A 23,650-nucleotide genomic window follows, 5' to 3' on the forward strand; every position below is an offset into this window, starting at 1 on the left:
GCCCGGACGGGGAACCCGCGCGGACGGAGGCCAGGCCCCTCGCCCCTGCAGGGGGCGGAGAACCGGGCCCGGACCCCCGCTGGGCGGGGGAGTCCGGGCCCGTCGCGTCAGCGCCGCCCGTTCTTCGGGTCTAGCAGGCCCGCGCGGCGCAGCGCGTCGGCCATGGCGCTGTTGGCGGGCGCGGGCGCCTGGCGCGGCTGACGCGAGCCGCCGCTCCCGCCCGCGCCGCCCCGGCCGCCCTGGCGCTGCTGCGGCGGGCGACCGCCGCGCCGGCGCCGCTCGCCCTCGCCGTCCTGTCCCTGGCGGTCCTGCTGCGCCGCCTCGTCGTCCAGCCGCAGGGTCAGCGAGATCCGCTTGCGCGGGATGTCCACGTCGAGGACCTTCACCTTGACGATGTCACCCGGCTTCACGACGTCACGCGGGTCCTTGACGAACGTCTTCGACATCGCGGAGACGTGCACCAGGCCGTCCTGGTGGACACCGACGTCCACGAAGGCGCCGAACGCGGCGACATTGGTGACGACGCCTTCCAGGACCATCCCGGCGGACAGGTCGGAGAGCTTCTCCACGCCCTCCTTGAAGGTGGCCGTCTTGAAGGCGGGCCGCGGGTCGCGCCCGGGCTTCTCCAGCTCCTTGAGGATGTCGGAGACCGTCGGCAGACCGAAGGTGTCGTCCACGAAGTCGGCGGGCCGCAGCGAGCGCAGCACCGCGGTGTTGCCGACGAGGGAGGCCACGTCCTGGCCCGAGGTCTTCACCATCCGCCGTACGACCGGGTAGGCCTCGGGGTGCACGCTGGAGGAGTCCAGCGGGTCCTCGCCGTCCCGGATCCGCAGGAAGCCCGCGCACTGCTCGAACGCCTTCGGGCCGAGCCGCGAGACGCCCTTCAGCTGCGAACGGGACGTGAAGGGCCCGTTGGCGTCGCGATGCGCCACGATGTTCTCGGCGAGGCCGGAGGTGATGCCGGACACCCGGGCGAGCAGCGGCACGGACGCGGTGTTGACGTCCACGCCCACGCCGTTCACACAGTCCTCGACCACCGCGTCCAGCGAGCGGGACAGCTTCACCTCGGACAGGTCGTGCTGGTACTGGCCGACGCCGATCGACTTCGGGTCGATCTTCACCAGCTCGGCCAGCGGGTCCTGGAGCCGGCGGGCGATGGAGACCGCGCCGCGCAGCGACACGTCCATGTCCGGCAGCTCCTGGGAGGCGTAGGCCGACGCCGAGTACACCGACGCGCCCGCCTCGGACACCATGACCTTGGTGAGCTCCAGCTCCGGGTGCTTCGTGATCAGCTCACCGGCGAGCTTGTCGGTCTCCCGGGACGCCGTGCCGTTGCCGATGGCGACCAGGTCGACCGCGTGCTCCTTCGCCAGCCGGGCCAGCTTGGCGATGGCCTCGTCCCACCGGTTGGCCGGGACGTGCGGGTAAATCACGTCGGTGGCCACGACCTTGCCGGTCGCGTCGACCACGGCCACCTTCACGCCCGTACGGAAGCCGGGGTCCAGGCCGAGCGTCGCGCGGGTGCCGGCCGGGGCGGCGAGCAGCAGGTCGCGCAGGTTCGCCGCGAACACGTTCACCGCCTCGTCCTCGGCGGCCGTGCGCAGCCTCAGGCGCAGGTCGATGCCGAGGTGGACGAGGATGCGGGTGCGCCAGGCCCAGCGGACCGTGTCGGTCAGCCACTTGTCCGCGGGACGCCCGCGGTCGGCGATGCGGAACTTCGCGGCGACGATCCCCTCGTACGAGGAAGGACCGTCCGTCGGCTCCTCCGGCTCCAGGACGAGGTCGAGGACCTCCTCCTTCTCACCGCGCAGCATCGCCAGGATCCGGTGCGAGGGGAGCTCGGTGAACGGCTCCGCGAAGTCGAAGTAGTCGGCGAACTTGGCGCCCGCCTCCTCCTTGCCCTCCCGCACCTTGGCGGCCAGCCGTCCGCGCACCCACATGCGCTCGCGCAGCTCGCCGATCAGGTCGGCGTCCTCCGAGAAGCGCTCGGTGAGGATCGCCCGGGCGCCGTCCAGAGCGGCCTGCGGATCGGCGACGCCCTTGCCGGCGTCGACGAAGGCCGCCGCCGCGGCGAGCGGCTCGACGGACGGGTCGCCGAGCAGGCCCTCGGCCAGCGGCTCCAGGCCCGCCTCACGGGCGATCTGCGCCTTCGTCCGCCGCTTCGGCTTGAACGGCAGGTAGATGTCCTCCAGGCGCGCCTTCGTCTCGGCACCCCGGATCCGCGCCTCGACGTCCTCGGTGAGCTTGCCCTGCTCGCGCACCGACTCCAGGATCGCCGTCCGCCGGTCCTCCAGCTCCCGCAGATAGCGCAGCCGCTCCTCGACCGTGCGCAGCTGCGCGTCGTCGAGCATCTCAGTCGCTTCCTTGCGGTAGCGGGCGATGAAAGGCACCGTCGAACCGCTGTCGAGCAGCTCCACGGCGGCCTTCACCTGCCGCTCCCGTACGCCGAGCTCCTCGGCGATCCTGCCTTCGATGGACCCTACGAGGGGTGTCGTCACGATCCCGTACCGCCTTCTCACTTCGGGTTGCGCCGCAATTGTGGCAGGCGGGACCGGCAGCCGGGGCTCAGGGCGTGCCTCGGCGGGGCGCGGCCGTCTCAGTCCGACGCGGGAACGGTCCAGGTGAAGACCGGGCGCCTGCGCTCCAGGAACGCGGCGACACCCTCCGCGGTGTCGGCGCCGTCGCGGGACTGGGCGGTCCAGTGGGCGTCACGGTCCGTGCGGCCGTTCGCGAACTCCTTCGCCGCGGCCTGGGTCAGCTGCGAGCGGGCGGCCAGGATGCGGGTGAACTCCGTGACCCGCGCGCCGAGTTCGCCCTCGGGGAGCACCTCGTCGACGAGCCCGGTGCGCAGCGCCCGCTCCGCGTCGATCAGCTCGCCGGAGAAGAGCAGGTACTTGGCGGTGGCCGGGCCGACCAGGGAGACCAGCCGCCGGGTGGAGGAGGCCGGGTAGACGATACCCAGCTTCGCCGGGGTCACCCCGAACAGTGACCCCGCCTCCGCGAACCGCAGGTCGCAGGCGGCCGCGAGCTGCGCGCCGCCTCCCACGCAGTGCCCGCGCACCGCGGCCAGCGTCGGCTTCGGGAAGGCCGCGAGCGCCTCCTCGGCCAGCACCGCGAGGCGCTGCGCCTCCTCGGGCGAGCCGCGCAGCGTGGAGATGTCGGCGCCCGCGCAGAACGTCCCGCCGGCCCCGGTCAGCACCAGGGCCCGCACGCCCGGATCGGCCGCGAGGCCCGTCAGCAGCGGCGGCAGCGCCCGCCACATCGCCGCCGTCATGGCGTTGCGCTTGGCCGGGTGGTCGACGACGACCGTGGCGACGCCGTCGGTGACCTCGTGCTGCAGCTGCGGCTCCATGCGCCGGATGCTATCCGCCGGCCCGGCCGTTCGATCAAGAAGGGCCCGGGGAGAGGTACGACACGTCGCCGGGCGACCGGCTCGGCCCGAACGCGACCGTTTCGGCGGGCGCGGCGCCGCCCGCGGAGGCGCGGACCCGGGCGCCCTCGGGCCGCCCGTACAAACCGAAGAGTTCGCGAACGCGGCGCGGAGGGCGACAGGAGCGGTCCCACACGTGGCCGTGTCATACCCAGCCGGTCAGAAAGCGCTTCAAACCAGCTGACTTGTGCTCAGTCCCTCAGGTGGGACGCGTGCGTTGCCAACACTCGACGTGTGGCGACAATCGAGCGCGAGGGTGGCGACCCGACGACGGGCGACCACGGGCAGGGCTTCGGCCCGCGCCCAGCGGGCGGCGCGGGGCTTCCCCCGCAGGAGAGGCCGCCGGATCCGGCGCCGTACGAGGGTGTCTGGCGGTTCACCGCACCCGCCGTCGACGCCTCGGTCCCGCAGGCCCGGCACGCGGTGCGGGACCTGCTGCTGCGTCAGGGGGTGCCCGTCTCGGACGACCTCGTGTACGGGCTGCTGCTGATCGTCTCCGAGCTGGTCACCAACGCCGTACGGCACGCGGCGCTGCTGTCGCCGATGCTCGCGGTGGAGGTCGCCGTCGGCGCCGAGTGGGTGCGGGTGTCCGTGGAGGACAACCACCCCTACCGCCCGACCGCTCTGGAGGCCGACCACGGCCGGACCGGCGGGCGCGGGCTGCTGCTGGTCCGGGAGATCGCCCGGGAGGCGGGCGGGGTCTGCGACATGGAGCACACGACGAGCGGCGGCAAGGTGATCTGGGCCGCCCTGCCGCTCAAGCCCGCGCGGTGACGTACCGTCTCACCAGCCGGCCGACGGACCCGTCAGCTCCCTGATCGCGGGGCGGGCCGCGTCCAGCACGGTCATGAACCAGGCGGAGAAGGTGTCCCGGGCGTGCCGCTCCGCGAGCTCGGCGGGCGTCACGAACGCCGTCGCGCCGACCTCCGCCTCGTCCGGCCGCGGCGCGGACTGCGCCAGACCCACGAACAGGTGGTTGTACTCCTGCTCCACCAGGCCCGAGTCCGGGTCCGGGTGGTTGTAGCGGACCGTGCCCGCCTCGGCGAGCAGCGAGGGGGAGATCCCGAGCTCCTCGTACGTCCGCCGGGCCGCCGCCGCGAAGGGCGCCTCACCGGGGTAGGGGTGGCCGCAGCAGGTGTTGGACCACACACCGGGGGAGTGGTACTTGCCGAGCGCCCGCCGCTGCAGCAGCAGCCGGCCGCGCTCGTCGAAGAGGAACACGGAGAAGGCGCGGTGCAGCTGTCCCGGCGGCTGATGGGCGGCGAGCTTCTCCGCGGTGCCGATCGTCACGCCGTGCTCGTCGACCAGTTCCAGCAGGATCGCTTCCGTGGTGCCGCTCGGCGAGCTGTGCGTCTCGGTGGCAGGTGTGATCGACATACCCATCCTTCACATCGGTCCTCGAACCCCAAGTCTGCCGTACGAAAGCGGCACTCCCGGCGCTTCCCGGCACTCTCGCATGTCCGCGCCGGGCCGGGGTCCGCGGCCGGGCGCGCCTCGGTTGCACAGCAGCTACTCAGTGGCCCAGCCGCGCCTCGGCCGCGCGGACACACCTCAGTGGCACAGGCGTGCCTCGTGCTCCGCGTGTCCGCCCGGTTCCAGCTGGAAGGTGCAGTGCTCCACGTCGAAGTGGTCGCCGAGGCAGCCCTGGAGCTCGTGCAGCATCTTCTCGTGCCCGATGGCGTTGAGCACGTCCGTGCTCACCACGACGTGCGCGGAGAGCACCGGCATCCCGGAGGTGATCGTCCACGCGTGCAGGTCGTGGACGTCCTCCACCCCGTCCAGGGCCAGGATGTGCGCCCGCACCTCGGCCATGTCGACGTCCTTGGGCGCGGCCTCCAGCAGGACGTCCAGGGTCTCGCGCAGCAGCTTGACGGTGCGCGGCACGATCATCACGCCGATCAGCAGCGAGGCGATCGGGTCGGCGGCCCGCCAGCCGGTGAGCAGGATCACCGCCGCCGAGATCATCACCGCCAGCGAGCCGAGGGCGTCCGCGGCCACCTCCAGGAAGGCGCCGCGCACGTTCAGGCTCTCCTTCTGGCCGCGCATCAGCAGCGTCAGCGAGACGGAGTTCGCGACCAGGCCGATCAGCCCGAAGACGATCATCAGGCCGCCCCGGGTGTCGGCCGGGGTGACGAAGCGCTGGACGGCCTCGTAGAGCACGTAGCCGCCGACGCCGAGCAGGAGCAGGCAGTTGGCGAGCGCGGCGAGGATCTCGGCGCGGGCGTAGCCGAAGGTGCGGTTGCCGCTCGGCGGGCGGTTGGCGAAGTGGATGGCGAGCAGGGCCATGCCGAGGCCGACGGCGTCGGTCGCCATGTGGGCCGCGTCCGCGACGAGCGCGAGCGAGTCCGCGGCCACGCCGCCGATGATCTCCACCACCATCACGGCGAGCGTGATCGACAGCGCGACGCGCAGCGTGCCGCGGTGCGCTGCCGCCGCCGTCCCGGTGGCCGCCGCGCCGTGCGCGTGCCCGTGGTCGTGACCGGCCCCCATCTGACCTTCCGCCCTCCTCAAGACGCGTTCCGGGACCACAGTCAACTACGGGCGGCGGCCACCGGGCAACGCGGCACTGAACACCGTTGTCATGTGCCCCGGTACCCGGCCTGACCTGCCTGAACGAACCGCTGATCGGGCGGTGGGGCCGGGTGGCGGCGCGGTCAGCCGCCGTGGTGCGACTGCCAGCCCTGCCAGGCCGAGGAGACCATCTCGGCCACGCCGCGCCGGGCCCGCCAGCCCAGCTCGGCGGCGGCCCGCTCCGCGGAGGCGACGGCGCGCGGCGCGTCCCCCGGACGGCGGGCCTCGACGAGGGGCGGCCGCCGGTCGCCGGTGACCTCGCCGACGACCGAGATCAGCTCCCGGACCGACACGCCCTCACCGCGGCCGATGTTCAGGGTCAGGTCACCGCCGCCGTCCGTCCCGGCCAGGCGGCGGGCCGCCGCCAGGTGGGCGTCCGCAAGGTCGGCGACGTGGATGTAGTCGCGCACGCAGGTGCCGTCCGGCGTCGGGTAGTCGTCGCCGAAGACCCGCGGGGCCTCGTCGCGCGTGAGACGGTCGAAGACCATCGGGACGATGTTGAAGACCCCGGTGTCGGCCAGCTCCGGGGCGGCCGCGCCGGCGACGTTGAAGTACCGCAGGCACACCGTGGCGATGCCGTGCGCCCGCCCCGCCGCCCGGACCAGCCACTCCCCGGCCAGCTTGGTCTCGCCGTAGGGGTTCACCGGGGCGCACGGGGTGTCCTCGGTGATGAGGTCCACCTCCGGGTTGCCGTAGACGGCCGCCGAGGAGGAGAACAGCAGGCGCCGGACCCCGGCCCCGGCCATCGCGTCCAGCAGCGTGGCGAGACCGCCCACGTTCTCCTGGTAGTAGCGGGTCGGCTGCGCCACGGACTCGGCGACCTGCTTGCGCGCGGCGAGGTGCACCACCCCGGTCACCTCGTGCTCGGCCAGCACCCGCTCGAGCAGCTCCGTGTCGAGCGAGGAGCCCCGGACCAGCGGCACCTCCTCGGGCAGCCGCGCCGCCCGCCCCGCCGACAGGTCGTCGAGCGCGACCACACGCTTCCCGGCCCCGGCCATGACCCGCGCCACATGTGCCCCGATGTACCCGGCCCCGCCGGTGATCAGCCACGTCATGCCGCCCCACCCTATGCGGGCCGCCCACCGCGACACCCGACACCCGCCGTGACACCGACGCCCGCCGTGACTTCGGGCCCCCGCCGTGACTTCGGGCACCCGCCATGACATCGAGCACCGACCGTGACTTCGGGCCCCCGCCGTGATGCCGGCCGCCCCGTCCGCTGTCGTACGCCCGGCGTCCTGGCCCCCGGCCTCCCGGGCGCCCCGCTCTCCCAGGCGCCCGCTCTCCCCGGCACCCCTCACCCCCGTCGCGGATGCCCGTCCCCGCCCCCGCGGTTTGTGGCGGGCCCCCCGCATCACCGATGATGATCGCGGCGCAGGCCGCAGCGGACCGCGTTGATCGTCCCGTGAACGGGCGGTGAACACGGTCTTCCCCGCATCCGATAGCCTCTGCCGACATGCCGCCCGGGTGCCACAGGCATACGGCGCCCCCCACCATGCACATGACCGGCGCGGACGCGTCGGCCCCCAGGGAGTGACTTCGGTTGTCGACCGCCATCCTCACCGGTCAGCCGGTTCCCGGATCGTCGATCGAGAACGATCTGCGGTCCCTCGGCTTCGACGTGCGGATCGCCTCCGACGCCTCCGACGCCGAGACGCAGCTGGCCCAGGTCCCCGGCGACCAGCGGGTCGCCGTCGTCGACGCCCGCTTCGTCGGCCATCCGCACGCCCTGCGCCTGGGCCTGACCGACCCCCGCTTCGACCTCGCCGCCGTGCCCGGCGCCGTCACCGCCCGCCCGGCCGGCCGCCAGGCCCTGACCCGGGCGATGGCCCGTGAGAACTCCGCCGGCGGCGGCACCGCACTGGCCGTGGACAGCCTCGCGGACCGCATCGTCGCCGCCCTCGACGCCGAGGGCTCCGCCGTGCACCGCCCCGAGCTCGGCAGCCTCGTCGCCGCCGTGCCCACCGACCCGCAGGGCCGCAACGAGGCACGGCAGGCCGTCGCCTCCGTCGACGACGAGGCCGTACGCCTGAAGTCGGCCGTGAAGGCCCGCGACGGCTTCTTCACCACCTTCTGCATCAGCCCGTACTCGCGCTACCTCGCCCGCTGGTGCGCCCGGCGCGGCCTGACCCCCAACCAGGTCACCACCGCCTCCCTGCTCACGGCCCTGATAGCAGCCGGCTGCGCGGCCACCGGCACCCGCGGTGGCTTCGTCGCGGCCGGCGTGCTGCTCATCGCCTCGTTCGTGCTGGACTGCACCGACGGCCAGCTCGCCCGCTACTCGCTCCAGTACTCCACCCTCGGCGCCTGGCTGGACGCCACCTTCGACCGGGCCAAGGAGTACGCCTACTACGCCGGCCTCGCGCTCGGCGCCGCCCGCGGCGGAGACGACGTCTGGGCCCTCGCGCTCGGCGCGATGGTCCTGCAGACCTGCCGGCACGTGGTCGACTTCTCCTTCAACGAGGCCAACCACGACGCCACCGCCAACACCAGCCCCACCGCGGCCCTCTCCGACAAGCTCGACAGCGTCGGCTGGACGGTCTGGGTACGCCGGATGATCGTCCTGCCGATCGGCGAGCGCTGGGCGATGATCGCCCTCCTCACGGCGGCCACCACGCCCCGCATCACCTTCTACGCGCTGCTCGCCGGCTGCGCCTTCGCGGCCGCCTACACCACCGCGGGCCGTGTGCTGCGCTCGGTGACCCGCAAGGCGACGCGCACCGACCGCGCGGCCGGGGCGCTGGCCGACCTCGCGGACAGCGGCCCCCTCGCCCAGGTCCTCGCGGGCGCCCTGCGCACCGTCGCGGGCCGGCTGCCCGGCGCCGCCGCCCCGGCCCTCGCCCTGCTCGGCTCGCTCGCCGTCGTGGCCACCGCCGCGCTGACCGGCTTCGGCGGCCCCTGGGCGGCCCTCGCCGCCCTCGCGTACGCGGTCACCTCCGCACTCGCCGTCGCCCGCCCCCTCAAGGGCGCCCTCGACTGGCTCGTCCCACCGCTGTTCCGGGCCGCCGAGTACGGCACCGTCCTCGCCCTGGCCGCCAAGGCCGGGGTGAACGGAGCGCTTCCGGCGGCTTTCGGCCTGGTGGCCGCGGTCGCCTACCATCACTACGACACGGTGTACCGCATCCGCGGCGACGCCGGAGCGCCGCCGGCCTGGCTGGTGCGCGCCGTCGGGGGGCACGAAGGACGGACGCTGCTCGTCACCGTGCTGGCGGCGCTGCTCACCGCGTCGCAGTTCACCGTCGCGCTCACGGTCCTCGCCGTGGTCGTCGCCCTGCTGGTGCTCGCCGAGAGCATCCGCTTCTGGGTGTCCGCAGGGGCGCCCGCCGTACACGACGAAGGAGAACCCGCATGATCGGCCTCGTGCTGGCGGCCGGCGCCGGACGGCGTCTGCGCCCCTACACCGACACCCTGCCGAAGGCGCTGGTGCCGGTGGGGCCGGCGGGAGTGGAGGGCGAGCCGACGGTCCTCGACCTCACCCTCGGCAACTTCGCCGAGATCGGCCTGACCGAGGCCGCGGTCATCGTCGGCTACCGCAAGGAGGCCGTCTACGAGCGCAAGGCGGCCCTGGAGCGGAAGTACGGCCTGAAGCTCACCCTGATCGACAACGACAAGGCCGAGGAGTGGAACAACGCGTACTCCCTGTGGTGCGGCCGTGACGCCCTCAAGGACGGCGTGATCCTCGCCAACGGCGACACCGTCCACCCGGTCTCCGTCGAGCGGACGCTGCTGGCCGCCCGCGGCGGCGACAAGAAGATCATCCTCGCCCTGGACACGGTGAAGAACCTGGCCGACGAGGAGATGAAGGTCGTCGTCGACCCCGACAAGGGCATGACGAGGATCACCAAGCTGATGGACCCGGCCGAGGCCACCGGCGAGTACATCGGCGTCACCCTCATCGAGGGTGACGCCGCCCCGGAGCTCGCCGACGCGCTGCGCGCCGTGTGGGAGACCGACCCGCAGCAGTTCTACGAGCACGGCTACCAGGAGCTGGTCAACCGCGGCTTCCGGATCGACGTGGCGCCGATCGGCGACGTCAGCTGGGTCGAGATCGACAACCACGACGACCTCGCCCGGGGACGGGAGATCGCGTGCCACTACTGACCCGGCTCATCCCGTCGCCGGTCGTCGTGGACATCCGCCCGGGTGCCCTCGACGACCTGGGCGGCGTGCTCGCCGACGAGCGCATCTCGCACTCCGGCCGGCTCGCCGTCGCCGTCAGCAACGGCTCCGGCGCGCGGCTGCGCGACCGGGTCACCCCCACCCTTCCCGGCGCCACCTGGTACGAGGTCGGCGGCGGCACCCTCGACGACGCGATCCGGCTGGCCGACGAGATGAAGTCCGGCCACTTCGACGCGGTCGTGGGCCTGGGTGGCGGCAAGATCATCGACTGCGCCAAGTTCGCCGCCGCGCGCGTCGGCCTGCCCCTGGTCGCGGTGCCGACGAACCTCGCGCACGACGGCCTGTGCTCCCCGGTCGCGACCCTCGACAACGATGCGGGCCGCGGCTCCTACGGTGTGCCCAACCCGATCGCCGTCGTCATCGACCTGGACGTGATCCGCGAGGCGCCCGCGCGCTTCGTCCGCTCCGGCATCGGCGACGCCGTGTCCAACATCTCCGCCGTCGCGGACTGGGAGCTGTCCCACCGCGTCAACGGCGAGAAGGTCGACGGACTGGCCGCGGCCATGGCCCGCCAGGCGGGCGAGGCCGTGCTGCGGCACCCGGGCGGCATCGGCGACAACGACTTCCTCCAGGTGCTCGCCGAGGCGCTGGTGCTCAGCGGGATCGCCATGTCGGTCTCGGGCGACTCCCGGCCCTCGTCGGGGGCGTGCCACGAGATCAACCACGCCTTCGACCTGCTGTTCCCCCAGCGCGCCGCGAGCCACGGCGAGCAGTGCGGACTGGGCGCGGCCTTCGCGATGTACCTGCGCGGGGCCCACGAGCAGTCGGCGTTCATGGCCGGGGTGCTGCGCCGGCACGGACTGCCGGTGCTGCCGGAGGAGATCGGCTTCACCGTGGACGAGTTCGTCCGCGCCGTGGAGTTCGCCCCGGAGACCCGGCCCGGCCGCTACACGATCCTCGAACACCTCGCCCTCAAGACGAACCAGATCAAGGACATCTACGCCGACTATGTCAAGGCCATCGGTAGCTGAACTCCGTCCGGTCGTCCACCCCGCGGGGGTCAAGGACCGGCGCAGCGGTGAGCACTGGATGGGACGCCTCTACATGCGTGAGGTGTCCCTGCGGGTCGACCGCTACCTGGTCAACACCAGGATCACGCCCAACCAGCTCACGTACCTGATGACCCTCTGCGGCGTCCTGGCGTGCCCGGCCCTGCTGGTGCCGGGGATTCCGGGCGCCGTGCTCGGCGTGGTCATGGTGCAGCTGTACCTGCTGCTGGACTGCGTCGACGGCGAGATAGCGCGCTGGAAGCAGCAGTTCTCGCTCGGCGGGGTCTACCTCGACCGGGTCGGCGCCTACCTGTGCGACGCCGCCGTCCTGGTCGGGCTGGGCCTGCGCGCCGCCGACCTGTGGGGCAGCGGGCGGATCGACTGGCTGTGGGCCTTCCTCGGGACCCTCGCCGCCCTCGGCGCGATCCTGATCAAGGCCGAGACCGACCTGGTCGGCGTCGCCCGGCACCAGGGCGGCCTGCCGCCGGTCAAGGAGGCCGCCTCCGAGCCGCGCTCCTCCGGCATGGCGCTCGCCCGCCGGGCCGCCGCGGCGCTGAAGTTCCACCGCCTCATCCTCGGCATCGAGGCGTCCCTGCTGATCCTGGTTTTGGCGATCGCCGACGCGGCCAGGGGCGACCTGTTCTTCACCCGGCTCGGCACCGCCGTACTCGCCGGGATCGCGCTGCTGCAGACCCTGCTGCACCTGGTGTCCGTCCTCGCCTCCAGCAGGTTGCGATGAGCGCCGTGGGCAGCGAGCTCAAGGTCGGCGCGGTCGTCATCACCATGGGCAACCGCCCCGACGAGCTGCGCGCCCTGCTCGACTCGGTCGCCAAGCAGGACGGCGGCCGGGTCGAGGTGGTCGTGGTCGGCAACGGCTCGCCCGTCCCCGACGTCCCCGAGGGCGTCCGCACGATCGAGCTGCCGGAGAACCTCGGCATCCCCGGCGGGCGCAACGTCGGCATCGAGGCCTTCGGCCCGAGCGGCCGGGACGTCGACATCCTGCTCTTCCTCGACGACGACGGCCTCCTCGCCCACCACGACACCGCCGAGCTGTGCCGCCGGGCCTTCACGGACGATCCGGGACTCGGCATCATCAGCTTCCGCATCGCCGACCCGGAGACCGGCGTCACCCAGCGCCGCCACGTGCCGCGGCTGCGCGCCGCCGACCCGATGCGCTCCTCCCGGGTCACCACCTTCCTCGGCGGCGCCAACGCCGTCCGCACCCAGGTCTTCGCGGAAGTGGGCGCGCTGCCGGACGAATTCTTCTACGCGCACGAGGAAACCGATCTGGCATGGCGGGCCCTCGACGCGGGCTGGATGATCGACTACCGGTCCGACATGGTGCTGTACCACCCCACGACCGCGCCCTCGCGGCACGCGGTCTACCACCGCATGGTCGCCCGCAACCGGGTCTGGCTGGCCCGCCGCAACCTGCCCGCGCCGCTGGTCCCGGTCTACCTCGGGGTCTGGATGCTGCTGACCCTGCTCCGCCGCCCCTCCCGGCCGGCGCTGAAGGCCTGGTTCGGCGGTTTCCGGGAAGGCTGGACCACACCGTGCGGTCCGCGCCGGCCCATGAAGTGGATTACGGTGTGGCGGCTGACCCGGCTGGGCCGGCCTCCGGTCATCTGAAAAGCTCGATCCCGTGGGTGCCGGGCCACCACCCGGCCCGCGCTCGCGCTGCCCGCACAGGCGGCGCATCTTCGAAGACGAAAGTATCCGGTTGTGAGTGAGACAACGCACGACGGCGGCGTCGCGGTCGACGCGGCGCCGTCGCCCGACGAGGGCCTCACGGCGGCGCGGCTCGCCGCCAGGCACGGGCTGACCGTCAGCGGCGCCCGGCCCCCGCTGACGGAGTACGTCCGCCAGCTCTGGGGCCGCCGCCACTTCATCCTCGCCTTCTCCCAGGCGAAGCTGACCGCCCAGTACAGCCAGGCCAAGCTCGGCCAGCTCTGGCAGGTGGCGACCCCGCTGCTGAACGCGGCCGTTTACTACTTCATCTTCGGCGTGATCCTGCGCGCCAGCCGGGGCATGACGCCCGAGACGTACATCCCCTTCCTGGTCACCGGCGTGTTCGTGTTCACCTTCACGCAGAGCTCGGTGATGGCGGGGGTGCGGGCCATCTCCGGCAACCTGGGCCTGGTGCGGGCGCTGCACTTCCCGCGCGCCTCCCTGCCGGTCTCCTTCGCGCTGCAGCAGCTCCAGCAGCTGCTGTTCTCGATGGTCGTGCTGTTCGTGGTGGCCATCGGCTTCGGCAGCTACCCGGGTCTGTCCTGGCTGCTGATCGTGCCGGTGCTGGCACTGCAGTTCCTGTTCAACACGGGCCTCGCGCTGATCGTCGCCCGGATGGGCGCCAAGACCCCCGACCTGGCCCAGCTCATGCCGTTCCTTCTGCGTACCTGGATGTACGCGTCCGGGGTGATGTTCTCCATCAGCGGGATGCTCGCCGGGCGGCCGGAGTGGTTCATCCGTCTGATGCAGGTGAACCCCGCCGCGGTCTACATGGATCTGATGCGGTTCGCGCTGATCGACGGGTACGGCGCCTCGCACCTGCCGCCGCACGTGTGGGCCGTCGCCCTGTTCTGGGCCGTCGTCGTCTTCGCCGGCGGGTTCGTCTACTTCTGGAAGGCGGAGGAGAGGTACGGCCGTGGCTGAGCAGAACGCCGCCCGCGTCGACGGGGAGCGGATTCCCACCGTCATCGCGGACGAACTGCACATCGTCTACCGCGTCAACGGCGCCAAGACGGGCAAGGGCAGCGCCACCGCCGCGCTCAGCCGCATCCTCAAGCGCGGCGAGGAGCGCGGCGTGCGCAAGGTGCACGCCGTCAAGGGCGTCTCCTTCGTCGCCTACCGCGGCGAGGCCATCGGCCTGATCGGCTCCAACGGCTCCGGCAAGTCCACGCTGCTGCGCGCCATCGCCGGCCTGCTGCCCGCCGAGAAGGGCAAGGTCTACACCGACGGCCAGCCCTCGCTCCTGGGCGTGAACGCGGCCCTGATGAACGACCTGACCGGTGAGCGCAACGTCATCCTCGGCGGTCTCGCCATGGGCATGTCCCGCGAGGAGATCAAGTCGCGCTACCAGGAGATCGTCGACTTCTCCGGCATCAACGAGAAGGGCGACTTCATCACGCTGCCGATGCGGACGTACTCCTCCGGCATGGCGGCCCGGCTGCGCTTCTCCATCGCCGCCGCCAAGGACCACGACGTCCTCATGATCGACGAGGCGCTGGCCACCGGTGACCGCAAGTTCCAGAAGCGGTCCGAGGAGCGGATCCGGGAGCTGCGCAAGGAGGCCGGCACCGTCTTCCTGGTCAGCCACAACAACAAGTCGATCCGCGACACCTGCGACCGGGTGCTGTGGCTGGAGCGCGGTGAGCTGCGCATGGACGGCCCCACCGAAGAGGTGCTCAAGGAGTACGAGAAGTTCACCGGCAAGTGACCCGGACACCGTGGGCCCCGCCGGAACTGCTCCGGCGGGGCCCGGCGTCTGCAAAGGAAACGTCAACTCGGGCCAGGGCGCGGAATCTTGACACCGATCGGTGTGTTGTTGTGATGTGCGGGACACCCTTGCGGAACACACCACGTTGTACAACGTAAGCTGTACCGGTCCCCGAAAGCGGCACATGGGGCGATAATGCGCGACACCCCCCTCGGGGCAGCCCCGCGGGGGGTCCGGCGGCGTGTCCGAAATAGTGTGTATCGGATCGGCAGTGTAGAACGGGAGATGTGACGGCAATGGCTACGGAAACTCCCCAGCTCAGCGCAAGCCGTGCCGTCCCCGCCCCGGGCAGCGCGCGGTGACGGGAACCACCGCGGCGCGCGACCCCGGGCGCGCCACGCTGGACAAGGCCGCGGGCGAGAACTTCCCCGTGGCCCCGTTCTTCCTGCCCCGAGCCTGGCGCGCCGACCTCATGGCGGTCTACGGCTTCGCCCGCCTCGTCGACGACATCGGCGACGGCGACCTGGCTCCCGGCGGGGCCGACGCCCGGCTGCTCGGCGTGTCGCGCGGGGAGGCGGAAGACCGCCTGATCCTTCTGGACGCCTTCGAGGACGACCTGCGCCGCGTGTTCGACGGCGCGCCGCGCCACCCGCTGCTGCGCCGGCTCCAGCCCACCGTCCGCCGCCACGCGCTGACCCCCGAGCCCTTCCTCGGCCTGATCGCGGCCAACCGCCAGGACCAGCTCGTCACGCGGTACGAGACCTACGACGACCTCCTGGCCTACTGCGCGCTGTCCGCCAACCCCGTGGGCCGCCTCGTGCTCGCCGTCACCGGCACCTCGACCCCCGAGCGGATCCGCCGCTCCGACGCGGTCTGCACCGCCCTGCAGATCGTCGAGCACCTCCAGGACGTCGCGGAGGACCTCGGCCGCGACCGGGTCTACCTCCCCGCCGCCGACCTGAAGCGCTTCCACGTGCGGGAGGACGATCTCGCCGCCCCCACCGCCGGCGCGTCGGTGCGCGCCCTGGTCGCGTACGAGGCGGAACGCGCCCGCGTCCTGCTGAATGAGGGCGACCCCCTGGTGGGCAGCGTCCACGGCAGGCTGAAGCTGCTGCTCGCGGGGTTCGTCGCGGGCGGAAGGGCGGCCCTCCGGGCGATCGCCGCCGCCCGGTACGACGTACTTCCCGGCCCGCCCAAGCCCGGCAAGCTCCAGTTGCTGCGCGAGGTGGGCGTGACCCTGCGAGGAGAGGGGTGATCCGGGCCGTGGAAGCTCCGCCGCTGGTGTCCGCACCGGTACTCGCCGCCTACAGCTACTGCGAGGCCGTCACCGGTCAGCAGGCCCGCAACTTCGCCTACGGCATCCGGCTGCTGCCGACCTCCAAGCGGCGCGCCATGTCCGCGCTGTACGCGTTCTCCCGGCGCGTCGACGACATCGGCGACGGCGAGCTGACGGACGACGTCAAGATCGCCCGGTTGGAGGACACCCGGGCCCTGCTCGGCCGGATCCGCGAGGGCGGGGTCGAGGACGACGACACCGACCCCGTCGCGGTGGCCCTCGCCCATGCCGCCCGGACCTTCCCGATCCCGCTCGGCGGCCTGGACGAACTCATCGACGGCGTCCTCATGGACGTCCGCGGTGAGACGTACGAGACCTGGGACGACCTGAAGGCCTACTGCCGCTGCGTGGCCGGGGCCATCGGACGGCTCTCGCTCGGCGTGTTCGGCACCGAGCCGGGCGCGCGCAGCGCGGAGCGCGCCCCCGAGTACGCCGACACGCTCGGCCTCGCGCTGCAGCTGACCAACATCCTCCGGGACGTCCGCGAGGACGCCGCGGGCGGCCGCACCTATCTGCCCGCCGACGACCTCGCCAAGTTCGGCTGCTCGGCCGGGTTCCGCGGGCCGATCCCGCCGGAGGGCTCCGACTTCGCGGGTCTGGTCCACTTCGAGGTGCGCCGCGCCCGCGCCCTGTTCGCCGAGGGCTACCGGCTGCTGCCCCTGCTGGACCGGCGCAGCGGCGCGTGCGTCGCCGCCATGGCCGGGATCTACCGCCGTCTGCTCGACCGCATCGAGCGCGAGCCGCAGGCCGTGCTGCGCGGCCGGGTCTCGCTGCCGGGCCGGGAGAAGGCGTACGTCGCCGTGCGCGGCCTGTCCGGCCTGGACACCCGGCACGTGTCCCGGCAGACCGTCAGGAGGCGCGTCTGATGGACCGTTCCCTCCCGGGCGGCTCCACCGCCGAGAAGCGGCGCGCAACCCTCCGCCGCCACGCGGCGTCCCTGAGGGCGACGACCGGCCGTGGGGCACCGCGCCGCCACGGCGGACGCACGGGGGAGGGGGCGCGATGACCGACGGCACCCGGCCCGACCAGCCGCTGGACGGCACCGCGCGTGCCGCCGCGCGGCACGCCGTCGTGGTCGGCGGAGGGCTCGCCGGCATCACCGCCGCGCTCGCGCTCGCCGACGCGGGAGTGCGCGTGACGCTGATCGAGGGGCGGCCGCGTCTCGGCGGCCTCGCCTTCTCCTTCCGGCGCGGCGACCTGACCGTCGACAACGGCCAGCACGTGTACCTGCGCTGCTGCACCGCCTACCGCTGGTTCCTCGGCCGGATCGACGCCTGCGCGCTCGCCCCGCTGCAGGACCGGCTCGACGTGCCCGTCCTCGACGCCACCCGACCCGAGGGGCGACGGCTCGGCCGGCTGCGGCGCGACCCGCTGCCCGTACCCCTGCACCTGGGACGCAGCCTCGCCGCCTACCCCCACCTCTCGCTCGCCGAGCGCGCCCGGGTCGGCCGGGCCGCCCTCGCGCTCAAGGCGCTCGACCTCACCGATCCGGCCCTGGACGCCCAGGACTTCGGCGGCTGGCTGACCGCGCACGGCCAGTCGGCGCGGGCCGTCGAGGCCCTGTGGGACCTGGTCGGGGTCGCCACCCTCAACGCGGTCGCGCGCGACACCTCGCTCGGGCTCGCCGCGATGGTGTTCAAGACCGGTCTGCTGTCCGACCCGGGCGCGGCCGACATCGGCTGGGCCCGCGTCCCGCTGGGAGAACTGCACGACGGGCTGGCCCGCAAGGCGCTCGACTCCGCGGGCGTGCGCACCGAACTCCGCACGCGCGTCACCTCCCTCTCCCCCCACGAGAACGGCGGCTGGAGCGTCCGGGTTCCCGGCGAGACGCTGCGGGCCGACGCGGTCGTGCTCGCCGTGCCGCAGCGCGAGGCGCACGGACTGCTGCCGCCCGGCGCCCTCGACGCGCCCGAGCGGCTGCTGCGCATCGGCACCGCGCCCATCCTCAACGTCCACGTCGTCTACGACCGCAAGGTGCTCGCCCGCCCGTTCTTCGCCGCCCTCGGCACCCCGGTGCAGTGGGTCTTCGACCGCACGGAGGCCTCCGGCCTGAAGCGGGGTCAGTACCTGGCCGTCTCCCAGTCGGCGGCCCAGGACGAGATCGACGCCCCCGTAGCCGAGCTGAGGGAGCGCTACCTGCCCGAGCTGCGGCGGCTGCTGCCCCGCGCGCGCGGCGCGGAGGTCGAGGACTTCTTCGTCACCAGGGAGCGCACGGCGACGTTCGCCCCGACCCCCGGCGTCGGCCGTCTCAGGCCCGGCGCCCGCACCAAGGCACCCGGCCTGTACCTGGCCGGAGCGTGGACCGCCACAGGGTGGCCCGCGACCATGGAGGGTGCGGTCCGCAGCGGCGTGAGCGCGGCGGAGGCCGCGCTGCGCGCCCTCGGCCGGCCCCGCCCGAGCCGCCTCTTCGCTCTGGAGGAGGCGGCGTGATGCTCGACCAGCACGGCGCGGCAGGCCCCCGCATCCCCGGCACCGCAACAAGGAGAGACACTGTGCCCACTGTGCCCCCGGCCTCGACGCCCGCTCGGAGGACCGCGGCGGACGTGACCGCGCTGCTGGAGCGCGGCCGGACCCTGGCCACGCCGGTTCTGCGGGCGGCGGTCGACCGCCTGGCACCCCCCATGGACACGGTGGCCGCCTACCACTTCGGCTGGATCGACGCCCACGGCAGGCCGGCCCACGGCGACGGCGGCAAGGCCGTCCGCCCGGCCCTGGCCGTGCTCTCCGCCGAGGTCACCGGGGCCGCGCCGGAGACCGGGATCCCCGGCGCGGTCGCCGTCGAGCTGGTCCACAACTTCTCGCTGCTGCACGACGACCTGATGGACGGCGACGAGCAGCGCCGGCACCGCGACACGGTCTGGAAGGTGCACGGCCCGGCTCAGGCCATTCTGGTCGGCGACGCACTCTTCGCCCTGGCCAACGAGGTCCTCCTGGAACTCGGCACCGTCGAGGCAGGCCGGGCCACCCGCCGCCTGACCACCGCCAGCCGCGCCCTGATCGACGGTCAGGCGCAGGACATCTCCTACGAGCACCGCGACCGCGTCAGCGTCGAGGAGTGCCTGGAGATGGAGGGCAACAAGACCGGCGCCCTGCTCGCCTGCGCCAGCTCCATCGGCGCGGTGCTCGGCGGCGCGGACGACGCGACCGCCGACGCGCTGGAGAAGTACGGCTACCACCTCGGCCTGGCCTTCCAGGCCGTCGACGACCTCCTCGGCATCTGGGGCGACCCGGAGGCCACCGGAAAGCAGACCTGGAGCGATCTGCGCCAGCGCAAGAAGTCGCTGCCGGTCGTGGCCGCCCTCGCGGCGGGCGGATCGGCCTCGGAGCGGCTCGGTGAGATGCTCGCCGCCGACGCCAAGAGCAGCGACTTCGAGAACTTCTCGGAGGAGGAGTTCGCGGCCCGCGCCGCCCTCATCGAGGAGGCGGGCGGCCGTGCGTGGACGGCCGAGGAGGCGCGCCGCCAGCACACCACCGCCATCGAAGCCCTCGACGCCGTCGACATGCCCGAGCCGGTCCGGGCCTCCTTCACGGCGCTCGCCGACTTCGTCGTCGTACGAAAGAGATGATCGTTATCGGTCGAACCAGCCTCGCGTAGTCGCCGGCCGGTGCCGCAGGAGGTTTGCGGGCACCGGCCGACGGCGGACCCACAGCAGCACGACTCGCACGACTGCACGAAGGGGAAGCCATGACAGCGACGACCGACGGAAGTACCGGGGCCACTCTCCCGCCCCGCGCTGCCGCGGCCAGCGAAACCGTACTCACCACACCCGTGGCGGCCGGGGCAGCACAAGCCGCCGAACGCGCGGTCCGGCGCGCCACCGACTTCCTGCTCTCCCGGCAGGACGCGGAAGGCTGGTGGAAGGGCGACCTCGAGACCAACGTCACGATGGACGCCGAGGACCTGCTGCTGCGTCAGTTCCTGGGCATCCTCGACGAGGAGACGACCCGGTCCGCCGCCCTCTTCATCCGCGGCGAGCAGCGCGAGGACGGCACCTGGGCCACCTTCTTCGGCGGCCCCGGCGAGCTGTCCACGACCATCGAGGCCTACGTCGCCCTCCGCCTGGCCGGCGACGCGCCCGGCGACCCCCACATGGCCAGGGCCTCGGCCTGGATCCGCGCGCAGGGCGGCATCGCGGCCGCCCGCGTCTTCACCCGGATCTGGCTGGCCCTGTTCGGCTGGTGGAAGTGGGAGGACCTGCCCGAACTCCCGCCGGAGCTCCTCTACTTCCCGACCTGGGTCCCGCTCAACATCTACGACTTCGGCTGCTGGGCCCGGCAGACCATCGTCCCGCTCACCGTCGTCTCCGCCAAGCGGCCGGTGCGGCCCGCCCCCTTCCCGCTGGACGAGCTGCACACCGACCCCGACCGCCCCAACCCGCCCAGGCCCTTCGCCCCTGCGGCGAGTTGGGACGGCGCCTTCCAGCGTCTGGACAAGGCGCTGCACGCGCTGCGCAAGGTCGCGCCGAAGCGGCTGCGCAGGGCCGCGATGAACACCGCGGCCCGCTGGATCATCGAGCGCCAGGAGAACGACGGCTGCTGGGGCGGCATCCAGCCGCCGGCCGTGTACTCGATCATCGCGCTGCACCTGCTGGGCTACGACCTCAACCACCCGGTGATGCGCGCGGGCCTTCGGTCGCTGGACCGTTTCGCCGTCCGGCGCCCGGACGGCGCCCGGATGATCGAGGCCTGCCAGTCGCCGGTGTGGGACACCTGCCTGGCCACCATCGCGCTCGCCGACGCCGGCGTCCCCGCGGACCACCCGCAACTGGTGAAGGCCGCCGACTGGATGCTCGGCGAGCAGGTCGTGCGGCCCGGCGACTGGTCGGTGCGCCGCCCCGGACTGCCGCCCGGCGGCTGGGCGTTCGAGTTCCACAACGACAACTACCCCGACACCGACGACACCGCCGAGGTCGTCCTCGCCCTGCGCCGGGTCCGCCACCACGACCCGGAACGGGTCGACAAGGCAGTGGCCCGCGGAGTGCGCTGGAACCTCGGCATGCAGTCGAAGAACGGCGCCTGGGGCGCCTTCGACGTCGACAACACCAGCCCCTTCCCCAACCGGTTGCCGTTCTGCGACTTCGGCGAGGTCATCGACCCGCCCTCGGCCGACGTCACGGCCCACGTCGTCGAGATGCTCGCGGTGGAGGGCCTCTCCCACGACCCCCGCACCCGGCGGGGCATCCGGTGGCTGCTGGCCGAACAGGAGCCGGACGGCTCGTGGTTCGGGCGCTGGGGCGTCAACTACGTCTACGGCACCGGGTCGGTGGTGCCCGCACTGGTCGCCGCCGGGCTGCCCGGCGCGCACCCGGCGATCCGCCGCGCGGTGACCTGGCTGGAGTCGGTGCAGAACGACGACGGCGGCTGGGGCGAGGACCTGCGCTCCTACCGGGACGCCAAGGGGTGGAGCGGCCGGGGCGCCTCCACCGCCTCGCAGACCGCCTGGGCGCTGCTCGCCCTGCTGGCGGCGGGGGAGAAGGAGTCCAAGGCCGTCGAGTCCGGCGTCGCGTGGCTCGCCGCCACCCAGCGGGAGGACGGCTCCTGGGACGAGCCGTACTTCACCGGCACCGGCTTCCCCTGGGACTTCTCGATCAACTACCACCTCTACCGGCAGGTCTTCCCGCTGACAGCGCTCGGCCGGTACGTCCACGGCGAGCCCTTCGCCGCCAAGGCCCGCGCCGGGGCCGAGGGGGGCTGATGGACGCCCGGCCCGCCCCGAGACCGCTGCTGATCGCCTGTGCGCTCGGCATCGAGCGCCTCGCCCTGCGCACGGGCGGCCGCGGTGCGGGGCGCAGGGGCCTCGGACGCCCCGGGGCCGAAGCGGGCCACTGGGCCGCCGGCGGGCCCGTCACCGTGCTGCGCACCGGCATGGGGCCGAAGGCGGCGGAACGCTCCGTCACCCGGCTCCTCGCCGACCCCACGCTCGCCGGGGCCGCCGTGCTCGCCACGGGCTTCTGCGCCGGACTCGCGCCCGGGATGCACCCCGGTGACCTCGTGGTCGCCGAGGAGACCCGGGACCCGCGCGGAACCGTGCGGTGCGTGGGCACCGAGCTGCTCGTCGGGGAACTCGCGCGCTCCCTGCCCGGGCGCAGCGTCCACACCGGGCCGGTCACCGGCTCCGACCACGTGGTCCGCGGTCCGGAACGCTCCGGCCTGCGGGCCACCGGCGCGATCGCGGTCGACATGGAGTCCGCGGCCACGCTCCTGGGCGCGGTGCGCGAGGGCGCCCGCCCGGTTGCGGCCGTCCGGGTGGTCGTGGACGCTCCAGAACATGAACTCGTCCGGATCGGCACGGTGCGCGGTGGAATATCAGCTTTCCGTGTTCTTCGTTCCGTCCTGCCGACTTTCTTCGAATGGCACCGTAGTGTGTTGCTCCCCCGGAGGTGAGCCAGATGGCCATGCCGCTGCGTCAGTCCATCAAGGTCGCTACATACCTGGCCGAACAGAAGCTGCGCAGGCGGGACAAGTTTCCGCTCATCGTGGAGCTCGAACCCCTCTTCGCCTGCAACCTGAAGTGCGAGGGCTGCGGCAAGATCCAGCACCCGGCCGGCGTGCTCAAGCAGCGGATGCCGGTCGCGCAGGCCGTGGGAGCGGTGCTGGAGTCCGGCGCGCCGATGGTGTCCATCGCGGGCGGGGAACCGCTGATGCACCCTCAGATCGACGAGATCGTCCGCCAGTTGACGGCCAGGCGCAAGTACGTCTTCCTGTGCACCAACGCGATGCTGCTGCGCAAGAAGATGGACCGGTTCACGCCCTCCCCCTACTTCGCCTTCGCCGTGCACATCGACGGACTGCGTGAGCGGCACGACGAGTCGGTGGCCAAGGAGGGCGTGTTCGACGAGGCGGTCGAGGCCATCAAGGAGGCCAAGCGGCGCGGCTTCCGGGTGACCACCAACTCGACCTTCTTCAACACCGACACCCCGCAGACCGTCGTCGAGGTCCTCAACTACCTCAACGACGACCTGAAGGTCGACGAGATGATGATCTCGCCCGCCTACGCCTACGAGAAGGCCCCCGACCAGGAGCACTTCCTGGGCGTCGAGCAGACCCGCGAGCTGTTCAGGAAGGCCTTCGCGGGCGGCAACCGGCGCCGCTGGCGGCTCAACCACTCCCCGCTGTTCCTCGACTTCCTCGAGGGCCGGGTGGACTTCCCGTGCACCGCGTGGGCGATCCCGAACTACTCCCTCTTCGGCTGGCAGCGCCCCTGCTACCTGATGAGCGACGGCTACGTCCCCACCTACCGCGAACTGGTGGAGGACACCGACTGGGACAAGTACGGCCGCGGCAAGGACCCGCGCTGCGCCAACTGCATGGCGCACTGCGGGTACGAGCCCACCGCCGTGCTGGCCACCATGGGCTCCCTCAAGGAGTCCCTGCGCGCCCTGCGCGAGACCGTCTCCGGAAACCGCGAGTGACGCCGTGACCGCCGTTTCCCTGGGCGTTCCCGAGGTACCGGGCCGGCCGATCGCCGAGCGGCGCGTGTCGCGGCGGATCGACGTCGGGTCGGTACCGGTCGGGGGCGGGGCCCCGGTGTCGGTGCAGTCGATGACGACGACGCGTACGTCGGACATCGGTGCGACGTTGCAGCAGATCGCGGAGCTGACGGCGTCGGGGTGTCAGATCGTGCGGGTGGCGTGTCCGACGCAGGACGACGCGGACGCGTTGGCGACGATCGCGCGGAAGTCGCAGATCCCGGTGATCGCGGACATTCA

General features: G+C 72.9%; 22 protein-coding genes. 17 read left to right on the forward strand and 5 right to left on the reverse strand.

Annotated elements, in window-relative coordinates; all coding sequences use genetic code 11:
- Positions 1–107 precede the first annotated feature (107 nt).
- The gene (locus ACIPM1_RS29520) at positions 108–2,498 is read right to left on the reverse strand and encodes a Tex family protein (protein WP_402439729.1); all 2,391 of its coding nucleotides are present in this window, start codon (positions 2,496–2,498) and stop codon (positions 108–110) included.
- Between the two features lie 98 nt (positions 2,499–2,596).
- Positions 2,597–3,352 carry an enoyl-CoA hydratase/isomerase family protein gene (locus tag ACIPM1_RS29525; protein ID WP_402439730.1) on the reverse strand — a complete coding sequence of 252 codons (756 nt, stop codon included), beginning with the start codon at positions 3,350–3,352 and terminating at the stop codon, positions 2,597–2,599.
- Positions 3,353–3,664: 312 nt separating this feature from the next.
- Here ACIPM1_RS29525 and ACIPM1_RS29530 point away from each other — a divergent pair, with 312 nt between their 5' ends.
- A complete protein-coding gene (locus tag ACIPM1_RS29530; protein ID WP_402439731.1) occupies positions 3,665–4,204 on the forward strand; it encodes an ATP-binding protein in 540 nt (179 codons plus the stop codon).
- 9 nt (positions 4,205–4,213) lie between these two features.
- Here the strand turns inward: ACIPM1_RS29530 and idi are convergent, their stop codons facing one another.
- The 3 genes from idi to galE form a co-directional block, all read right to left on the reverse strand.
- Complete coding sequence (gene idi, locus ACIPM1_RS29535; protein ID WP_402439732.1) at positions 4,214–4,807, reverse strand: isopentenyl-diphosphate Delta-isomerase; 594 nt, start codon at positions 4,805–4,807, stop codon at positions 4,214–4,216.
- Positions 4,808–4,981: 174 nt separating this feature from the next.
- Entirely contained in the window at positions 4,982–5,920 is a 939-nt protein-coding gene (locus ACIPM1_RS29540; RefSeq protein WP_356193990.1) for a cation diffusion facilitator family transporter, read from the reverse strand.
- Positions 5,921–6,084: 164 nt separating this feature from the next.
- A complete protein-coding gene (gene galE / locus ACIPM1_RS29545; RefSeq protein WP_402439733.1) occupies positions 6,085–7,056 on the reverse strand; it encodes a UDP-glucose 4-epimerase GalE in 972 nt (323 codons plus the stop codon).
- 488 nt (positions 7,057–7,544) lie between these two features.
- Here galE and ACIPM1_RS29550 point away from each other — a divergent pair, with 488 nt between their 5' ends.
- From ACIPM1_RS29550 to ACIPM1_RS29625, 16 genes are all read left to right on the forward strand, one after another.
- Positions 7,545–9,353, forward strand: a complete 1,809-nt coding sequence (locus tag ACIPM1_RS29550) for a DUF5941 domain-containing protein (protein WP_402439734.1) — start codon at positions 7,545–7,547, stop codon at positions 9,351–9,353.
- A complete protein-coding gene (locus ACIPM1_RS29555) occupies positions 9,350–10,102 on the forward strand; it encodes a sugar phosphate nucleotidyltransferase (protein WP_402439735.1) in 753 nt (250 codons plus the stop codon). Before ACIPM1_RS29550 ends, ACIPM1_RS29555 begins: the two co-directional genes overlap by 4 nt.
- Positions 10,090–11,151, forward strand: coding sequence for an iron-containing alcohol dehydrogenase family protein (locus ACIPM1_RS29560; protein ID WP_402439737.1), 1,062 nt, complete (start codon positions 10,090–10,092; stop codon positions 11,149–11,151). The genes ACIPM1_RS29555 and ACIPM1_RS29560 overlap by 13 nt, the downstream gene beginning before the upstream one ends.
- The gene (locus ACIPM1_RS29565; protein WP_402439739.1) at positions 11,129–11,908 is read left to right on the forward strand and encodes a CDP-alcohol phosphatidyltransferase family protein; all 780 of its coding nucleotides are present in this window, start codon (positions 11,129–11,131) and stop codon (positions 11,906–11,908) included. The genes ACIPM1_RS29560 and ACIPM1_RS29565 overlap by 23 nt, the downstream gene beginning before the upstream one ends.
- Positions 11,905–12,798 (forward strand): glycosyltransferase family 2 protein, encoded by an 894-nt coding sequence (locus ACIPM1_RS29570; protein WP_402439741.1) that lies wholly within the window; start codon positions 11,905–11,907, stop codon positions 12,796–12,798. The genes ACIPM1_RS29565 and ACIPM1_RS29570 overlap by 4 nt, the downstream gene beginning before the upstream one ends.
- Before the next feature lie 93 nt (positions 12,799–12,891).
- Entirely contained in the window at positions 12,892–13,821 is a 930-nt protein-coding gene (locus tag ACIPM1_RS29575; RefSeq protein ID WP_356193977.1) for an ABC transporter permease, read from the forward strand.
- Positions 13,814–14,605, forward strand: a complete 792-nt coding sequence (locus tag ACIPM1_RS29580; protein WP_392196499.1) for an ABC transporter ATP-binding protein — start codon at positions 13,814–13,816, stop codon at positions 14,603–14,605. Before ACIPM1_RS29575 ends, ACIPM1_RS29580 begins: the two co-directional genes overlap by 8 nt.
- 358 nt (positions 14,606–14,963) lie before the next feature.
- Positions 14,964–15,860 (forward strand): squalene synthase HpnC, encoded by an 897-nt coding sequence (gene hpnC, locus ACIPM1_RS29585; protein ID WP_402439744.1) that lies wholly within the window; start codon positions 14,964–14,966, stop codon positions 15,858–15,860.
- Positions 15,857–16,807 (forward strand): presqualene diphosphate synthase HpnD, encoded by a 951-nt coding sequence (hpnD, locus tag ACIPM1_RS29590; RefSeq protein WP_402439746.1) that lies wholly within the window; start codon positions 15,857–15,859, stop codon positions 16,805–16,807. Before hpnC ends, hpnD begins: the two co-directional genes overlap by 4 nt.
- The gene (locus ACIPM1_RS29595; protein ID WP_402439748.1) at positions 16,807–16,947 is read left to right on the forward strand and encodes a DUF6380 family protein; all 141 of its coding nucleotides are present in this window, start codon (positions 16,807–16,809) and stop codon (positions 16,945–16,947) included. Before hpnD ends, ACIPM1_RS29595 begins: the two co-directional genes overlap by 1 nt.
- Positions 16,944–18,371 carry a hydroxysqualene dehydroxylase HpnE gene (gene hpnE / locus ACIPM1_RS29600; RefSeq protein ID WP_402439750.1) on the forward strand — a complete coding sequence of 476 codons (1,428 nt, stop codon included), beginning with the start codon at positions 16,944–16,946 and terminating at the stop codon, positions 18,369–18,371. Before ACIPM1_RS29595 ends, hpnE begins: the two co-directional genes overlap by 4 nt.
- 71 nt (positions 18,372–18,442) lie before the next feature.
- Positions 18,443–19,507, forward strand: a complete 1,065-nt coding sequence (locus tag ACIPM1_RS29605) for a polyprenyl synthetase family protein (RefSeq protein ID WP_356194012.1) — start codon at positions 18,443–18,445, stop codon at positions 19,505–19,507.
- Between the two features lie 119 nt (positions 19,508–19,626).
- Positions 19,627–21,636: a squalene--hopene cyclase gene (gene shc, locus ACIPM1_RS29610; protein ID WP_402439752.1), complete on the forward strand. Its 2,010-nt coding sequence runs from the start codon at positions 19,627–19,629 to the stop codon at positions 21,634–21,636.
- The gene (locus ACIPM1_RS29615; RefSeq protein ID WP_402439754.1) at positions 21,636–22,325 is read left to right on the forward strand and encodes a 1-hydroxy-2-methyl-2-butenyl 4-diphosphate reductase; all 690 of its coding nucleotides are present in this window, start codon (positions 21,636–21,638) and stop codon (positions 22,323–22,325) included. The genes shc and ACIPM1_RS29615 overlap by 1 nt, the downstream gene beginning before the upstream one ends.
- Positions 22,326–22,330: 5 nt before the next feature.
- Positions 22,331–23,353 carry an adenosyl-hopene transferase HpnH gene (gene hpnH / locus ACIPM1_RS29620; RefSeq protein WP_402439756.1) on the forward strand — a complete coding sequence of 341 codons (1,023 nt, stop codon included), beginning with the start codon at positions 22,331–22,333 and terminating at the stop codon, positions 23,351–23,353.
- Positions 23,354–23,357: 4 nt separating this feature from the next.
- Positions 23,358–23,650, forward strand: a 293-nt coding sequence (locus tag ACIPM1_RS29625; RefSeq protein WP_402439758.1) for a flavodoxin-dependent (E)-4-hydroxy-3-methylbut-2-enyl-diphosphate synthase, incomplete at its 3' end; no start/stop codon positions are given.

The sequence above is a fragment of the Streptomyces sp. NPDC086766 genome, from assembly GCF_044746005.1.
In the GTDB taxonomy this organism is placed as follows: Bacteria; Actinomycetota; Actinomycetes; order Streptomycetales; family Streptomycetaceae; genus Streptomyces.

What these genes read in the sequence shown, in the direction of transcription:
- ACIPM1_RS29525 (WP_402439730.1), bottom strand. Translation starts at nt 3,352, where the DNA reads ATGGAGCCGCAGCTGCAGCACGAGGTCACCGACGGCGTCGCCACGGTC.
- idi (WP_402439732.1), bottom strand. Translation starts at nt 4,807, where the DNA reads ATGTCGATCACACCTGCCACCGAGACGCACAGCTCGCCGAGCGGCACC.
- ACIPM1_RS29540 (WP_356193990.1), bottom strand. Translation starts at nt 5,920, where the DNA reads ATGGGGGCCGGTCACGACCACGGGCACGCGCACGGCGCGGCGGCCACC.
- galE (WP_402439733.1), bottom strand. Translation starts at nt 7,056, where the DNA reads ATGACGTGGCTGATCACCGGCGGGGCCGGGTACATCGGGGCACATGTG.
- ACIPM1_RS29555 (WP_402439735.1), top strand. Translation starts at nt 9,350, where the DNA reads ATGATCGGCCTCGTGCTGGCGGCCGGCGCCGGACGGCGTCTGCGCCCC.
- ACIPM1_RS29565 (WP_402439739.1), top strand. Translation starts at nt 11,129, where the DNA reads ATGTCAAGGCCATCGGTAGCTGAACTCCGTCCGGTCGTCCACCCCGCG.
- ACIPM1_RS29570 (WP_402439741.1), top strand. Translation starts at nt 11,905, where the DNA reads ATGAGCGCCGTGGGCAGCGAGCTCAAGGTCGGCGCGGTCGTCATCACC.
- ACIPM1_RS29595 (WP_402439748.1), top strand. Translation starts at nt 16,807, where the DNA reads ATGGACCGTTCCCTCCCGGGCGGCTCCACCGCCGAGAAGCGGCGCGCA.
- hpnE (WP_402439750.1), top strand. Translation starts at nt 16,944, where the DNA reads ATGACCGACGGCACCCGGCCCGACCAGCCGCTGGACGGCACCGCGCGT.
- shc (WP_402439752.1), top strand. Translation starts at nt 19,627, where the DNA reads ATGACAGCGACGACCGACGGAAGTACCGGGGCCACTCTCCCGCCCCGC.
- ACIPM1_RS29615 (WP_402439754.1), top strand. Translation starts at nt 21,636, where the DNA reads ATGGACGCCCGGCCCGCCCCGAGACCGCTGCTGATCGCCTGTGCGCTC.
- hpnH (WP_402439756.1), top strand. Translation starts at nt 22,331, where the DNA reads ATGGCCATGCCGCTGCGTCAGTCCATCAAGGTCGCTACATACCTGGCC.